The sequence below is a fragment of the Caecibacter sp. AF58-12pH5A genome (assembly GCF_027681725.1).
Lineage (GTDB): Bacteria > Bacillota > Negativicutes > Veillonellales > Megasphaeraceae > Megasphaera > Megasphaera hominis.
In genome coordinates this window covers 1-16,126 of record NZ_JAQDBC010000013.1, presented here as the reverse complement: position 1 = coordinate 16,126, position 16,126 = coordinate 1, and the positions used below count along the sequence as shown (strand labels likewise).

Genomic DNA, 16,126 nt, shown 5'->3' with positions numbered 1-16,126 from the left:
ACGTAAAGCGGATTGACAGACAGCGTGAACCTGAACGGCACAAAATCATTTTCTAAAAATAATTTTCCATTACTCTATCTTTTTCAAGTAATAGATGATAGAATGAATTGTTACCATAAAGGAGGAACTATGTTAGAAAAATTTCAAGAATTAAATATCAGTGAAGAGATCATCCGTGCATTGAATGACATGGGTTTTGAAGAACCAACCCCTATCCAGGCAGAATCTATTCCGGTTGCACTGGCCGGCAAAGACATGATTGGCCAGGCTCAGACCGGTACCGGCAAGACGGCTGCATACGGCATCCCCGTATTGGAAAAAATTATGGCCGCTCCGGCAACCAAAGACATTCAGACGGTCATTCTCTCGCCGACGCGTGAACTGGCAGTACAGGTCGCTGAAGAAATCAACCACCTTGCCCAGCATACGTCGATCCAGGCCCTGCCGATTTACGGTGGCCAGGATATGGAACGGCAGCTGCGCCGCCTGCGCAAATGCCCGCAGATCATTGTGGCCACACCAGGCCGCCTCATTGATCATATGAAACGCGGAACGATCCAGCTCAGCCACATCTCCACTATCGTCCTCGACGAAGCAGATGAAATGCTGAATATGGGCTTTATAGATGATATTAAATTAATTATGGGTGCTACGCCGGAAACACGGCAGACGCTTCTCTTCTCGGCTACGATGCCTAAGCCGATCCAGGAACTGGCAGAAAACTTCCTGCACGATCCTCAGATCATCCGCATGAAAGCTAAAGAAGTAACCATGGAACTGATCGAACAGTCTTACATCGAAGTACCAGACCGTCAGAAGTTCGATATCCTCTGCCGCCTCCTCGATCTGCAGGAACCAGACCTGGCAATCATCTTCGTACGCACAAAACGCCGCGTTGACGAAGTCTCCGAAGCCCTGAAAAAACGCGGGTATTCTGCCGAAGGCATTCACGGCGACCTGACCCAGGCCAAACGTGATACAGTCATTCGCCAGTTCCGCGAACGCACTATCGATATCCTCGTCGCTACTGACGTAGCTGCCCGTGGCCTCGACATCAGCGGTGTCACCCACGTCTTCAACTACGACCTGCCGCAGGATCCTGAAAGCTACGTACACCGTGTAGGCCGTACAGGCCGTGCCGGTCAGACAGGTGAAGCTACGACTTTCGTCATTCCCCGCGAAATGGAACACCTGCGCACAATCGAACGCCTCATTAAGCGCTCCATCAAACGCCGCAAAGCTCCTACCCTTTCGGAAGCCCTCGAAGGCGCCCAGCAGGCAGCAATCCGCAACCTCATTGTTACGACGGAAGAAGCAGATTTCGCCATGTACAAATCGAACGCTGAAGAACTGCTCTCCAACTTTGATTCCGTCTCCCTTGTCGCCGCAGCCATTAAGCTCCTGACGAAGGAACCGGATACGACTCCGGTTAAGATTACGGAAGAAGCACCGCTCCGCGTGAGCCGCAGCCGTCGCCGTGAAGGTGGCCGCAAAGACCATCGCAATGGTGACCGACGTGAAGGCGGCCGTCGAGAATTCCGCCCGCGCCGTAAAGACCATGAAGGCGATTCCCGCCGCAGCCAGCGTAACGAAGGCAGCCGCGACCGTCGTCATGAAAACGGCGATAAAAACCGCAAAAAGGTCCATAAAGAACCGAACCGCTCCGTATTCAAGCCTTACTTCAAGGATTAATATACACGGTTTAGAAGCCTTTCTCTAAGAACAAGGCAGAGCGCTATTCCCGCGCAGGGACAAGCGCTCTTTTTTTATGTTCTTCTGTCCATTAGAGAAAAATTTCTGTCTTTTTCAGGCGTATTTTGTGTTTTCCCTTTACAGGTCTAACTCATTGTGATACATTTAAAGGCATAGCATAAAGGTTAGGTATATATGCTATGCCAGTTGTCTATAGAAACTGGCACAGTACTTGAGGGAGGCGTTTTAAATGATAGAAAAAAGAATTATCGGGGTTGCAGGTTTAGGTCACGTAGGTGCGCATGTCGCGTTTTGTCTCGGCATGATGGGGGTCGCCGACGAAGTACTCCTGTGTGACGCCAACGAAAAGAAAGTCATCAGTGAATGCAATGACTTGAACGATGCATTCATGTTCATGCCCAACCATACGACATACCGCGTCGTCGATTATGCAGGCCTTGCTAAAGCCCACATTATCGTCAATGCCGTAGGTGATATCCGTATTTGCCAGTCTTTAAACCGTGACGACGAACTTGCCAACAGCGTCCGTCAGGTATCGGATTATGTGCCCAAAGTCATGGCTGCCGGCTTTAACGGCTACTTTGTCAATATTACCAATCCCTGCGACGTCATTACGCGCCTCATTCAGAAATTAACGGGTCTGCCCAAGAACCACGTTCTCGGCACTGGCACAATGCTCGACTCGTCCCGACTGGTACATGCCATCTGCGATGCTACCAACCTCGACAGCCGTGGCTTCTTTGCCTTCATGATGGGCGAACACGGCAACTCCCAGTTTGCGCCCTGGTCCCAGGTTAATTTCTACGGCCAGACTCTCGACCAGATCGAATCCCAGCTCGGCGTTAAGCTCGACCGCGCTGCTATTCAGGAAAAAGCTATCCAAGGCGGCTGGCTCACCCTTTCCGGCAAAGGCTGCACAGAATACGGTATCGCATCGGCTGCAGCAACCTTGGTCCGTACGATTCTCCACGACGAAAAACGTATTATCTCCTGCTCTGTCGAACTCGACGGCCAGTATGGTGAACACGACATTTACATTGGCGTACCGGCCATTATCGGCGCCAACGGCGTAGAAAAAGTTCTGGACTACGAATTGAGCGAAGACGAAAAAGCAACCTTCAAAACGTGCATCGCAAAAGTACGCTCGAATATTGAAAAAGCCAACGCTATTTTGGCTGAAAAATAAGCACCATAAAAAATGCCACCCGGCCTTAGCCAGGTGGCATTTCTTTTATCCTTCTTTACGAATATCTTCTACTGTTTCCGTATACACGTCCGCCACAGTATGACGGGCCAGCTCGGCCTCAAAAGCTTGCTGGATTGCATCGAGCTCGATAGTCAGGCTTTCATGAATATGACGTCCTACAGGACACTGTGGATTGGGGTGGCTATGGAAGCGGAACAAGTCTTCATGACTGGTCTTTTCCACAGCGTCATAAACCTGCAAAAACGTAATCTCACTTAAGGGCTTAGCCAGCGTAATACCACCAGGACCACGCCGTGTCTCCAAAAGCCCGGCGCCTTTTAGTTGACCCACAAGATTACGGATAATGACGGGATTACAGCCTACGCTCCCAGCGAGAAAATCACTCGTTACTTTATAGTCCTGGGAAAAATAGGCCGTCGCCGTCAAAATATGGATAGCTATAGAAAATTTAGTTGATATTTGCATAAAATCGTACCTCGTTTTCTTTCTTAACAAATAAACCACTATTATTATACCAAGAAAACGCCAAATCGGCAAAAAAAAGACACTCTTATGACCGCTATAAACGAGCATAAGAGTGTTTATTCTTTTAGCTTAAATGTTTCCCTGGAGAATCAGCCGCTTCTTCTTTCATGACGGCCAAAAACTGAATGGCATTCTTATACCCCAGGTCTGCCGATATTTGCATCCAGTGCTGGCCCAGTTCCTGGTTCTGGTGCACGCCGTCACCTAAGAAATACATGGAGCTTAACTGGAACATAGCTTCCGCATTGCCATGGTTGGCGGCGCGCTGCATCCACTTGTACGATTGTACATCGTCCAGGGGCACAGTCATCCCGGCAAATGAACCTTCCATATAGAGATAGCCCAAGGTCAGACAGGCCGAAGGATGACCGCCCGCTGCAGCCTGGCGTATCCAATGCAGTCCCTTTTCGACGCCGCTGCCGCTTAGGTAATGCACGGCTAACCGTTCCATCGCTGATAAATGACCGGCTTCGGACGCACGTTGATACATGGACACAGCCTGGGTGACATCTTTATTCGTATAAATGCCCAGATCATACATGAGACCTGCTTCATAGAGAGCATTCCGTTCGCCCTGCTCGGCAGCCTTACGCATGTAAACAAAGGCATCCTTTTCATCTGTCGCCCCTTGCGTATTAATATCGGACGCGCAGAGCTTAGCCAGGAGATAATTATCCCGGGCCGAACCGTTTGCCTTCAGCTTCGCCACTGCCGCAGGCCGGCGATAAGGCATGAGATCCGGTTCATTATAATAAAAGAACGGGTCATACAGGAACATGCGTCCCCGTTCATTCCCCGTAGTAGCCGCTTTAACGGCCCAATGCAAGAATTTATTGAGACTCCGCTGCTGTCCCCGGCCATAGCGATAGAGATCGCACAAATGGATCATGGCATCGTCATTGCCGTGAGAACTGGCATCACTATACCACGTAAAGGCATCGTCGTAGTGCGGCGGATCCATGCCGTATTCATAGAGCTCACCCAAAAACAGCATGGCCCATTCATCACCGGCATTGATGCCCTGCTTATACCAGCGTATGGCCTGCTGCAGGTTCTGATCCACCCCAGGCCCGCCCTGGCTATAGAGATTGCCGATTTCCGTGCACGCTGCGTCTACGCCTAAATGAGCTGCCTGAATAAAATACGTCAAGGCTTCGCTGTAGTTACAAGGTACAACTTCACCAATGCGGTAATTCATAGCCAGCTGGAAGGCTGCCGTACCGTTTCCGGCCTGCGCCGATTTGCGATACCACATGTGAGCAATTTTAATATTTTCCCGTATTCCTTCACCTTGAAAATAAAGATCACCCATACGGCGCATGGCTTCACTATTGCCGAGGTCAGCCGCGGCCTTGTACCAGCGCCGGGCTAGGCGATACTTTTCATCCATATACGAATCTTCGCCCAGGAGGAGCATGGCATCCGAATTGCCAGCGTCACTAGCTGCGAGGAGCCACTTTTTCCCGCTCTTTTCATCGTAATGATCACCACGGGTAAGATAATATTTCCCTAATTGCACCATAGCATGAATATCGCCCTGTGTCGCCTGATCGATGACCGTATGGAGTTCACATTCCTGCAGAGTACTGCTAATATGCGATGTATATTTCAAACCTTCAGTACGATACATACAACTCCCTCCCCTCCATAATGATTTGTTATTATTTCATATACGAAGCAGCATCACACGCTCTAAAACTAATTTTTTTTCTCGTATGTATCCCTTATCCTGCCTGTATGCCTATCCTCGTCCGTCTCTGATACGCCCGTTGCAAGATAAAATAAGCCGTTCGTCACGGAGAAAAATCTGCTCTTCCCAGCAGACTGGCCCTGCGTCGAGATGATTCTGCGCTTCCTTTCTAAGGGGCCGCATCAGCCATAGTTACAACTGATATCTCCGTCTTCTCCTTCTATTATGAGTAAACATTTTGTTTTCGTCAGGGAAAATACAACATATTTTACTTTTTCGTCATAAATCGCTATGTTATTTTAGCATAACACTCCATAACGGATAAACAGCCCCTACGGCATTATACCGTAAGGGCTGTTCTTCTATTACCACTCATACGTCCTGGCAAAGTTCATCTGGAATGGCTTTCACAAAGGGGCTTACGGCCAGGGCATGGTCGCCTTCGCCTGTGTGCCAGCTCAGATAAAGGCGCTTCTTCGCCCGCGTCATGGCCACGTAAAAGAGACGTTCTTCTTCCGACAAGTCGCCGCGACGCACGGCCTGGTACGTAGGAAAATGTTCATTCTCAAGACACGCTAAGAAGACATAGTCATACTCCAGGCCCTTAGCCTGATGAATCGTCAGGATGGGGATCTGTACCTTTTTTGCGAGCATTGTATCGAGTTCGCTATTCGACAGGGACGTAACCTTGAGAAATTCCGTCAAGGCGTCACGGCTGTTCTGTGCCGCATCATCCCCTTCAGCAGCAATCCGATAGAGACGGCGTATGGTTTCTACACGATCCATAGGATATTCAGCCGCTGCGTTATCGAAAGGCTTATGCTGTTCGTAGTACGCCTTAACGCCGCCATCATTCATGACCGTCGCCACCAGGTCCTGAGGCCGTGCCGTATAGGACAGACAGCGGAGACGTTCTATAAAAGTGGCAAAGTCCGTAAATGCTGGCGCATACCGCGCCATGGCCTGACGCCGCGCCTCGGTTTGGGGCGCAATATACTGGCTCAGGGCATAGCGCAAAATCGCTGCTGTAGCCATGATATCATCGAAGGCATCGTGACTGGGCTGGTCCTTCGTACCAATAAACTCACTGATCGTAGCGAGTTTGTGATTGACCAAATTGGGCTCAAAGCGGCGATATATATCGAGAGTGTCATAGTAAGGCCACGTGACTGGTCCGCCTATATGAAGGCGTTGCCGTTCACTATAGAGAATAGACAGGTCATATGTAACATTGTGGCCGACGATGACGGCATCCTTAGCAAATTCCATAAATTTCTCTATGGCTTCGCGCGGCTCCTTTCCTTCACGCTGCAGCTGTTCGTCGCTTATGTGATGAACGTAATAGGAAAGGCCAACGCTTTTTGTCGGCTTTACATAGGTCATGAATTTTTCCTGCACATAGCCGCTCTCATTGAGGCGGATAGCTGCAATCTGGATGATATCATCTGTCGTCGTATCGGTGCCCGTGCTTTCTACGTCAAAGACGACAATCCGCCCGGCCTGCAAGGCTTCCTGCAAAAGGCCGTAAGGATCGCCATAGCGCAGGCTTTGACTGTCGGCAAAATCGGCCAGTGTCAGACCCAGTTGCCGGTATTCCTTACTTTCTATCGTCTTTAGGGACTGCTCACCTACAGTGCGAACAAAGCGATTAGCAATGCGGTGTACGCTCAGGCTATCGTGCCGGTTAAGGCAGAGGCGCAAATAGGCAACGACATCCTTGCTTTCCTGCCTCTTAAAAAGCTGGAACTGGTCTACCGTCGTAAAAGGCAGCCGCCCTGCAGGCGGTACATTTTCATTGTGCGCACGCACGCAGTTCCAGATCATTTTGGCATCCTTATTAGCGCGCACGAGGATACAAATGCGCTGCCACGTATCCTTGGGGAGCTTGCCGATTTCAGCAAAAATCCAGCGCCCTTCATCCATAAATGTAGACGCCTCATGCCGATAGATGGGTTCACCCGGATCAGCTTGATCAGCCTCGCTGTGGATATGGCTGACGTCCTTAAAAAAGGTCTCTAAATAGGCTTCACTGGCCTGCAGCAAAAGCGGTGTAGCCCTGTAATTCGTCGTAAAGGTAATTTCCCGTGGCCCATACCCGGCCCGGAACCGCTTGAGGATGTAATCAGGCGACGAACCGCGCCATTCGTAAATCGTCTGATACCAGTCACCGCAGAGCAGCACTACCCGGCCGGGAAATAAGCGCTCTAAAAGAGTATACTCAATTTCGCTCGTATCCTGTACTTCGTCGACTGCTATATATTTATATCGCTCGCGCCAGCGCTGACAACAAGCTTCATCTTGTAACAGCTCGTAAGCAATCGTAATGAGGTCTGAATAATCGGCACCATGATTAGCCGCCAGGCGCCGCTCATATGCCTGGGCAAAGGCCTTACCGTGTTCCTCCAGCCAGATTTGCACAGCCTCGTCAGACGCTTTGGGTAAAACCAGGTCAGGCAATATACGGTGTTTCTTCTCGTTTTCCAAAAAAGACTGTAAGGCCCGCACGCGCAAAGGTGCTCCCATGTCTCGGGCCAAATCCTTCACGATCTGCTGGCAGTCTTCGTCATCCAAGATCAGGAAATCACTGTACACGCTTTCACTCGCCTTGGCTTCTTCCCGCACCAGATTGTAACAAAAGCTGTGAATCGTCCGTACCTCCACAGACAAGCCGTCCTCTTTAGCCTCTGAGAAAATCCGCGTTTTTAGCTCCTTACAAGCACGGTTCGTAAAGGTCAGGCACAAGACCTCCGGTCCGGTTGCCAGGCCGGCCGCCAAAATATGGGCCACCCGCTGCGCCAGGACACTCGTTTTGCCCGTCCCGGCCGGTGCCCGCAACAGTATAGGATCCGTCACATCGTATACGACGTCACGCTGCGCTGCATTAAGCTCCATGGTTTCACATCCTATCTATGATATATTTCTTATGGTTACCAATATTATACTACAGACACGCTCAATGCCAAAAACAGCGGTACCATACTCCCGTTCCCATGCTAAAAGCCCATCTCAGCCATAAGGACTTAAGATGAGCTTTTAGAAAATCAGACCTACATATGCTCGCCACCGTCATCATTCCGTGCCACAACGGAGAAGATATCGATGTTCCCTGGCAGGGAAAGCTTATTCAGGTACAGTGTATGGGCTGCGTAGTAATTTGTTACAGCTTCATTATTTCGTTTTTCATTGACAATGACGATATTATTTTTTTGAGGCAGTACGTCTTCGATGGCCATAAAAGGCATGACGTTTTTAGCATTCCAGCTGATCTTCCCTGGTTCCATGCCGGCAATTTTATCGGCTGGCTCACCCCGGTAGATTGTCTTGCCGCTATAAAAGACGGCACCTGTACTATAATCCTTGTAATAACAAATGATGGCATTGTCCGTGTCCATCTGCTTTAGCTCCAGGCCGATTTCCTTGCCTGAATGCTGTAGCATCAACGGCGGTGCTATTATGACAGCAATGAGCATATAGGCCATACCTGCAGGCCAGGCAATTTTTCTCCATCCTATGTGCCAGTCGCGGAACATGAGAGCTGTCAAGATGGACAGGGAAAAGACCATGGGATAGGTATAAGTCGTATATTTCGTCGCTACGATATTGAAAAAGACAAAGACCACTGCCGCATATATAGTAAGGAGAACAGCGCACGTATCCTGCCGTGTTACAGGCCACGTATGGCTCTTCTTGTACTTCCACAGAGCGTAAGGCCACGTAAAGCTCCACGGCGCAAAGCCGGCAAAGAACATAGCAATGTAGAAATACCATACATCCTGTGCCGGATGTTCCGGTACTGTGGCGCGAAGGAAATTATGAACGCCAAAGAAATTAAGCAGGAAGTCATTACCGTGCAGCTCATACATAGCCGCATACCAGGAACCGGCGAGAACAAGGAACAAGACCATACCGCCCAGGAGATGGACGTGAACCAGTTCTTTCCAGTCCCGCTTCACTGCCAGGAAGAGGAGAGCAGCCAATCCTGGCAAGGCAAGGCCGACAGGCCCCTTCGTGAGTACTGCCAAAGCAGCAAAGACATAGCAGAGCCAGTACCAGCGCCGGTTTTCCGTATACCCCAAGTAAAAGAAGGCTACAACTGTACTTTGAAACAGAAACAGCGTCGCATCCGTAATGACGGCCTTAGACATAACCCAGCCTTCGACACTGGTCATGTAAATGACGGCTGCAGCCATAGCGATTTTCCTGTCATAGACGCGCGCTGTAAACCAATACGTAAAGAGTACCGTTACCGTCCCTGTAAGGGCCGCCGGCAAACGGGCAGCAAACTCGTTGAAGCCAAAGACTGCAAAAGACGCCGCCAATTCCCAGTAATAAAAAATAGGCTTATCATACCAATAATGACCATAAATCTGCGGCGAAACCCAATTCCCCGACAAAACCATTTCTTTTGCCGTCAAGGCATAATTCGACTCAGCTGAATCGGTAATGGCCAGAAAATTATTGGCCACCAGGAACAACGTCAAAGCGCATACGGTGAGCAACACATAGGGATGCCGTTTCAAATACTCCAAAGCTTGCATGAGGGATACCTTCCTTCCAAGTTGTTACGCTTAGTATAGCAGTCGGTTTTTACTGGAAATGTAAGGTCTCCTAAAGAAAAGATAAAGAAAGATTACAAAAATTTGAACAATCCATATACCTTGACTTCACTTTCACATCATACCTCGTGGCAACACAAAAATGCCCTGCCACCAAAAAGGCAACAGAGCAAAATAAGCCATAATACGAAAGTAATTTTTTCTATATAGTACTCTGTCCCCCATCGGCAGGAATAACAACGGAGTAAATATCTATATCGTCCGGCAAAGACACATCATCTGGAACAAGGGCATGGGCCGCGTAGTAATCCGTCACTGCCGTATTATCCCGCTTATCATCAACAATGACGATATGATCCATTTGCGACAGTGCGTCTTCAATAGCAATCATCGGCATGACGTTTTTAGCATTCCAGTTCAGCTGCCCCGGTTCCATACTGGCCAGCTCATCCTTGGGCACGGCCATATAAATAGTCTTGCCACTATAAAATACGGCACTAGTCCGATAGTCATCGTAGTAGCAAATAATAGCCCGGTCCGTAGGAAGGTGCTCCAGCTCCCGGGCAATTTCCTTGCCTGAATGTTGCAGCATAATAGGAGGCACAACAAAGAGATCCAAGAGTGAATACACTACTCCGGCCGCCCTCGTAAACGATATATGCCAATGGCGGTACATAAGAGCCGTCAAGATGGACAAGGAAAAAACCATGGGATACGTATAGGTCGTATATTTCGTCGCTACTAGAGAGAAAAACAGAAAGACCACAGTCCCATATACAGCCAGGAAAAGGACACAGCTATCGCCCTTCGTTACAGACCACGTACGGCTCTGCCGATACTTCCACAGGGCATAGGGCCAAGTAAAACTCCACGGCGCAAAGCCTACGAAGAAAATGAGGATATAATAATACCACACATTTTGAGCCGGATGCTCTGACACAGTGGCCCGCAGAAAATTGTGGACGCCAAAGAAATTAAGCAGGAAATCACGACCGTGCAGTACATACATAGTGCCATACCAGGAACCGGCCAACAGCAGGAAGAGCCCCAGTCCCGCCAGCAAATGAACATGGAAAAGCTCTTTCCAGTCCCGTTTTAGTGCCAGAAATAGGAGAGCTGCCAGACCGGGCAAGGCAAGACCGACAGGTCCTTTCGTAAGGACGGCTAAAGCAGCAAAGACATAGCAGAACCAGTACCAGCGCCGGTTTTCTGTATAACCTAAATAGAAAAAGGCTACGACCGCACTTTGGAATAAAAACAAGGTACCATCCGTAATGACCGCCTTAGACAAGAACCAGCCTTCAAATGAGGTCATATAGATCACAGCCGCCGCCATACCGATATGCCGGTCATAGACCCGCCGGGCAAACCAATACGTGAGCAACACGCTCAGTGTCCCCATGACAGCGGAAGGAAAACGGGCAGCAAACTCATTAAAGCCAAAGACAGCAAAAGACGCTGCTAATTCCCAATAATAAAAAACAGGTTTATCGTACCAGAAATGACCATAAATCTGTGGCGAAACCCAATTCCCAGACAGGACCATCTCCTTTGCCGTCAAAGCATAGTTCGACTCAGACGTATCCGTAATGGCCAGGAGCTGATTTGCCATCAAAAACAGAACCATAGCACATACCGTCAAAAACCAATACGGATGCTGTCTCACAAATGTAACTATACGCATACAAACCTCTTCTTTCTCACAGTCTACAAGTAAAATATACTCACCGATTGTACGAGAAAAGCAGAGAAAAGTCAACTAACAAAAGACCTGTAAATTAGAAGTACCTCCTGCAAATAAAAAACACACATTCCCGGGCCGCAAAGGTAAGCAAGTATGAGTTTCCTCCGTTGCACGATTTACAAGCAGTCACCGAAAATGTGTGTTTTTCTGATTTCATCATATACTATAAAGGCATTTTGCCTTTTAGGTTCACGTCAAGGGTTCCTCTTTTTCCTTTAATTCGGCCGGCCGTATTATTCTGCCAGTTCTCCTGCATCGATGACTGCTGCTGTAAGCCATTGGATGCGTTCAAACAGGGAGTCTACGACGGCAAATTCATCTGTCGTGTGATGCCGGTCACCTCGGATACCACACGAGCAAAGAACGGGAATGCCTGCTTTTTGGATAAAGGCCGCGTCGGAGCAGCCACCTACTTGGGCAGGCTGCGTTCGGGCATAGCCATAGGTTTCTGCCGTTTTTTCCAGAAAATGGAAGAGCTTCATTTCCTTTTCACCGGTTACAAAGGGCGGGAACACGTGTTGTTCTCTATACGAGCACGTGGCGCCTGTGACATGACTTGTGGCACAAATGACTTCAATAGCCTTACGTACGCGTTCCAGTTCATCCAGCGTCGTAAAGCGGACGTCGAGCTCACACGTGCAGACATCAGGTACGGCGTTAGGCACCGTGCCACCTTTAATGACGCCTGTATTAACGGTAGTGCCCTTTCCGGCATCCGTCAAAGCCTGAAAGGCTACGATTTTATGGGCCATTTCTTCAATAGCATTGACACCTTCAAAAAAGGCCTGGCCAGCGTGGGCCGCTTTGCCCGTCACTTCCACGTCAATGCCTATGCCACCTTTACGGCCGACTGTAAGGGAGTTGTCCATAAGGCCTGTTTCCATGTTGAAGGCAAAGAAACAGCCTGCCGCTTCTTCCGTCAAGTAGCCGGCAACGTTTGTAAATTGGTGGGACCCTTCTTCATCCGGAACGAAGAGAATTTTCAAGGGCCGTTCGTCATAGCCTACGGCATTCAATGCTTTCGCTACGTATAAAGCAATGATCAGACCGCCCTTCATATCGACTACGCCAGGACCATAGGCTTTACCTTCTTCGATGCGGAATGGCTGTTCTGCGTAGAGTTCCGAAGCTAAGGCCGTATCCATGTGGCCGCTGAATAGGATGGGCTTACCGGGACGGTCAGCACCTAAGGTGCCGACGAGGGCATTGCCTGCTTCCGGTGTAAAACTCACGAGGCTGCAATCAAAACCAGCGTTAGTGAATTCCTTTTTCAACCATTCCCCAACGTCGTCTACGGCTCTGGCGTCACGCCAAAAGTCCTTCAAATTGACGAGTTCCTCGTATTTAGCGAGGATTTCTTCCCTATGCTCTCTTACATAGGCTTCTACTTCTTTTACTACTGTTGTATGCATAATGATTCCCCCTTACTTCCCACGCGGGCTACGCGTGTCGCTTCCTATTGTACTACCATTGGACAAATATGAAAAGAAAAAGGAAATTCCCTATTTAGTTTCCATCGCAATTGCACGTTCTATGGATACGGGAATTTCCTTTATTTTTATACTACGTATATTATAGGAAAGCCTTCTTTATTTGCCGTAAATTTCTTTAGCACCACGATACGACAGATAGCACGACAGGAAACAAATAACGACGCCTGCCATGATTGTATAGAAGCCGGAGTTCCAGCCCCAATGGTCGACGACAAAGCCAAAGAGCGTCGTTCCCAAAGAGCTGCCTACAAGGTAGCTCATAAAACCGCGCAGGCCTACAGCCGAACCGAGGGCAAAACTGGGAATAACTTCCATAGCCTGTACGGCAACCATGGACTGGGGAATGTAGATGAGGCAGCCTGTAATGGTCGCAAAAAGCGTAATGGCCACGACAGAATTAGACGTCATGTAACCGAAGACGCACAAGAGGACGACGACCAAACACGACATAGGCAGGAGCATGACACGGCCTTTGAAGTACTTATCGACGATAATCCCGGCCAGAATTGTCGAAGGAATAGCCGCCCATTCAAAAAGCATGAAGGAAAATCCCATTTCCCCACGAGTCAGGCCCTTTTCTGTCAAGAGGTACAAGGGAATCCACGTAATCATGCCGAACCGGACCATGTATGTAAAAATATCAACAAAGACGAGATACCACGAGTTTTTGTTCTTGAAAACGTATTCCCAGAAAATCTTAAATGGCGACATGTCCTTCGGCGCTTCTGCCGTGTGTTCCAGCACCTTTGTCGTGACTGATTCTTCGTGATACATCTCTTCTACTGGCGGCAGCCCTTCTTCAACAGGACGGCGTTTGACCAGATACAGGACGAAGACAATGACAATAACTGCCACACCGGCCGGCACAAGATACGCTGCTGTACGCCAATGTTCTGTGCCGACATAGGCCATAGCTCCGCCAACGAGCGGTGAAACGAGGCCGCCGCCGAGATTGTGAGATACGTTCCAAATCGTGCTGGCCCGGGCGCGCTGGGAACGGGGAAACCAATGGCCAACCGTGATGATAGACGGCCCGACGCCCATGCCCTGGCACAAGCCTAAGAGCACGACAAGTCCCGTGAAGAGATAAAAGCTCGTGCTAAAACCCATAGCAATGTTGACGAGGACGCACAGGAAAAGGCCTGTAGCCATGAAGTAGCGGGGATTGGCCTTATCAGCCAGCATGCTCATAAAGCCTTTGGACAACCCGTACGTAATGAGCATGCAGCTCGTAAGCAGGCCGATTTCCGTAGCGCTCAAATTGAGTTCCTGCTTCAAGTAGGGCGTAGAAAAAATGAAGTTGTTGCGAACGATATAGTACGCTGCATAACCGATAAAGACGCCCAAAAGCGATTCGTACTTAAATTTGTTGAATTTCGCTTGCAAGGCTGCTTCTTGCTTTTGATCCATAGAATGACCTCTCTTTCGTTAAGTATAAGTAATTTTTATTATCATATAATATACGTTTTCTACACGTATCATATAGAATTGTAAAGTTTGTGTCAAGATTCTGTAAATAAAATGGCTTTTCCATGCAAGATTCGCATAATACAAAAATCCCCTTCTCTGCTTCGCGGACAGGAGTACGCGTGCAAAGAAAGGGATTTTTCAACAATTGTAGTACTAAGAGAACGAGTTCCCGGTCTTAGATTTTAGCTAAAGCCTGTTCCAAATCGGCAATGATGTCGTCGGCTTTTTCCAGGCCAATGGAGAAGCGGATCATGCCGGCTGAGATGCCTTCTTTCTTGAGGGCTTCCGGCGGATAGGCACGATGGCTCGTCTTGACCGGATAGGACAAGGTCGTTTCGAAGCTGGCCAGGCTGGGAACAAATTTAATGTACTGGCACGCAGCAATGAAAGCTTCCGCTGCGGCTGCGCCGCCTTTGATATCGGCACTGAGCATACCGCCGCACATGCCATCAGTGAACTGTTTGACGGCCAGGTCATGATGCGGTGCACTGGCCAAGCCTGCATAGTACACCTTTTCAATCTTCGGATGATTTTCCAAATATTCAGCTACCTTTTGTGCATTTTCACTGTGCTGGCGAACGCGCAATTCCAGCGTCCGCAGGCTGCGCGTCAAGAGGAACGAATCAAAGGGACTCAAGAGGCCGCCATACAAGGTTGCATAACGCTGCATGGCCTTGATATTTTCTGCATCCGATGCAATGACACCGGCTGTAATATCACTGTGGCCACCGAGGAACTTCGTCGCACTATAGACGACAATATCAGCACCGAGTTCACACGGTTTGCAAACCACCGGCGTAGCAAAGGTATTGTCGATAATCAGCTTGCAACCATGTTTATGAGCAATTTCTGCCGTCTTGGCAATATCAATCACGTCCATAGATGGATTGGTAATCGTTTCCGTATAAATGACTTTCGTATTCGGCTTAATATAGGCTTCAATATCTTCCTTATCGAAATCGACAAAATCGACCGTAACACCCCAGCGCGGTAATTCATTAGCGAAATAATCATATACACCGCCGTAGAGGACAGGCGAAGAAATGATATGGTCACCAGAGCTGACATTTGACATGATAGCCATGGTAATCGCCGTCATGCCCGACGAAAAGACAATAGCCCCATCGGTCCCCTCAGCAGCACTCAACACCTCTTCCACTGCGTCCAAGCTCGGATTGGCCATACGGCTATACACATAGCCATCCGCACTGCCGTCATAGACACTATCCAGCGTTGGTACATCATCAAAACTAAAGACGCTCGACGTAAAAATAGGAATAACCTTCGGCACGGAAACAGAAGACTGGATCTTCTTAGCCAGTTCATGGCCGCCAGCATGACAAATGCGAGTCGTTAAATCTGAAGTACTCATATGTAAACTCCCCCTCTTACAATAAAAACCTATTACCTGTTTCAAAAAAACAATAAAAAAATTGTGCTTACAAATATAATACTATATAATAAACCAGAAGAATAATAGTTTTTCACAATAAAGTAATAGGTTTTTCCTAAGTATCACTTGCGTAAGATAACTGTCCGCAGGGCGATAAAGGAAAAGTAAGCAGCCAACATGTTGCTGCATGACAGTATGAGCAGCATGTTCCGTACCACACACGGCTCCTATGCAACACGAAAAGGCCTGCAGTCCCAACTCTGCAAGCCCTTTTGCGGGGAGTGTAAAATGAAGTGTGTAAGTTACCGGTAACCAATTTACTAACTTACGCACTT

General features: G+C 48.7%; 11 protein-coding genes. 2 read left to right on the top strand and 9 right to left on the bottom strand.

Features of this window, described 5'->3' with window-relative positions; genetic code table 11:
• The first annotated feature begins 129 nt into the window (after window positions 1-129).
• Together cshA and PGX44_RS07330 are read left to right on the top strand one after the other, a co-directional pair.
• Window positions 130-1,692, top strand: a complete 1,563-nt coding sequence (gene cshA / locus PGX44_RS07335; protein ID WP_498854851.1) for a degradosome RNA helicase CshA — start codon at window positions 130-132, stop codon at window positions 1,690-1,692.
• Between the two features lie 250 nt (window positions 1,693-1,942).
• Window positions 1,943-2,899 carry a lactate/malate family dehydrogenase gene (locus tag PGX44_RS07330; RefSeq protein WP_498854850.1) on the top strand — a complete coding sequence of 319 codons (957 nt, stop codon included), beginning with the start codon at window positions 1,943-1,945 and terminating at the stop codon, window positions 2,897-2,899.
• A gap of 45 nt (window positions 2,900-2,944) precedes the next feature.
• Here PGX44_RS07330 and PGX44_RS07325 read toward each other — a convergent pair whose 3' ends face one another.
• The 9 genes from PGX44_RS07325 to PGX44_RS07285 all read right to left on the bottom strand — a co-directional run.
• The gene (locus tag PGX44_RS07325) at window positions 2,945-3,385 is read right to left on the bottom strand and encodes an Rrf2 family transcriptional regulator (protein ID WP_498854849.1); all 441 of its coding nucleotides are present in this window, start codon (window positions 3,383-3,385) and stop codon (window positions 2,945-2,947) included.
• Between the two features lie 124 nt (window positions 3,386-3,509).
• On the bottom strand, window positions 3,510-5,075 hold the full coding sequence (locus tag PGX44_RS07320; protein ID WP_498854848.1) for a tetratricopeptide repeat protein: 1,566 nt from the start codon (window positions 5,073-5,075) through the stop codon (window positions 3,510-3,512).
• A gap of 432 nt (window positions 5,076-5,507) precedes the next feature.
• Window positions 5,508-8,027 carry a 3'-5' exonuclease gene (locus PGX44_RS07315; RefSeq protein WP_498854847.1) on the bottom strand — a complete coding sequence of 840 codons (2,520 nt, stop codon included), beginning with the start codon at window positions 8,025-8,027 and terminating at the stop codon, window positions 5,508-5,510.
• 155 nt (window positions 8,028-8,182) lie between these two features.
• Window positions 8,183-9,673 carry an ArnT family glycosyltransferase gene (locus tag PGX44_RS07310; protein ID WP_498854846.1) on the bottom strand — a complete coding sequence of 497 codons (1,491 nt, stop codon included), beginning with the start codon at window positions 9,671-9,673 and terminating at the stop codon, window positions 8,183-8,185.
• A 220-nt stretch (window positions 9,674-9,893) separates the two neighbouring features.
• Window positions 9,894-11,318 carry an ArnT family glycosyltransferase gene (locus PGX44_RS07305; protein ID WP_498854845.1) on the bottom strand — a complete coding sequence of 475 codons (1,425 nt, stop codon included), beginning with the start codon at window positions 11,316-11,318 and terminating at the stop codon, window positions 9,894-9,896.
• Window positions 11,319-11,668: 350 nt separating this feature from the next.
• Complete coding sequence (locus PGX44_RS07300; protein ID WP_498854844.1) at window positions 11,669-12,847, bottom strand: M20 family metallopeptidase; 1,179 nt, start codon at window positions 12,845-12,847, stop codon at window positions 11,669-11,671.
• Between the two features lie 177 nt (window positions 12,848-13,024).
• Window positions 13,025-14,338, bottom strand: a complete 1,314-nt coding sequence (locus PGX44_RS07295; protein WP_498854843.1) for an MFS transporter — start codon at window positions 14,336-14,338, stop codon at window positions 13,025-13,027.
• A gap of 235 nt (window positions 14,339-14,573) precedes the next feature.
• Window positions 14,574-15,770, bottom strand: coding sequence for a trans-sulfuration enzyme family protein (locus PGX44_RS07290; RefSeq protein WP_498854842.1), 1,197 nt, complete (start codon window positions 15,768-15,770; stop codon window positions 14,574-14,576).
• 81 nt (window positions 15,771-15,851) lie between these two features.
• Window positions 15,852-16,126: hypothetical protein (locus tag PGX44_RS07285; protein ID WP_498854841.1), on the bottom strand; the 275-nt coding region annotated here is incomplete at its 5' end.

What these genes read in the sequence shown, in the direction of transcription:
- cshA (WP_498854851.1), top strand. Translation starts at nt 130, where the DNA reads ATGTTAGAAAAATTTCAAGAATTAAATATCAGTGAAGAGATCATCCGT.
- PGX44_RS07330 (WP_498854850.1), top strand. Translation starts at nt 1,943, where the DNA reads ATGATAGAAAAAAGAATTATCGGGGTTGCAGGTTTAGGTCACGTAGGT.
- PGX44_RS07325 (WP_498854849.1), bottom strand. Translation starts at nt 3,385, where the DNA reads ATGCAAATATCAACTAAATTTTCTATAGCTATCCATATTTTGACGGCG.
- PGX44_RS07320 (WP_498854848.1), bottom strand. Translation starts at nt 5,075, where the DNA reads ATGTATCGTACTGAAGGTTTGAAATATACATCGCATATTAGCAGTACT.
- PGX44_RS07315 (WP_498854847.1), bottom strand. Translation starts at nt 8,027, where the DNA reads ATGGAGCTTAATGCAGCGCAGCGTGACGTCGTATACGATGTGACGGAT.
- PGX44_RS07310 (WP_498854846.1), bottom strand. Translation starts at nt 9,673, where the DNA reads ATGCAAGCTTTGGAGTATTTGAAACGGCATCCCTATGTGTTGCTCACC.
- PGX44_RS07305 (WP_498854845.1), bottom strand. Translation starts at nt 11,318, where the DNA reads ATGGTTCTGTTTTTGATGGCAAATCAGCTCCTGGCCATTACGGATACG.
- PGX44_RS07300 (WP_498854844.1), bottom strand. Translation starts at nt 12,847, where the DNA reads ATGCATACAACAGTAGTAAAAGAAGTAGAAGCCTATGTAAGAGAGCAT.
- PGX44_RS07295 (WP_498854843.1), bottom strand. Translation starts at nt 14,338, where the DNA reads ATGGATCAAAAGCAAGAAGCAGCCTTGCAAGCGAAATTCAACAAATTT.
- PGX44_RS07290 (WP_498854842.1), bottom strand. Translation starts at nt 15,770, where the DNA reads ATGAGTACTTCAGATTTAACGACTCGCATTTGTCATGCTGGCGGCCAT.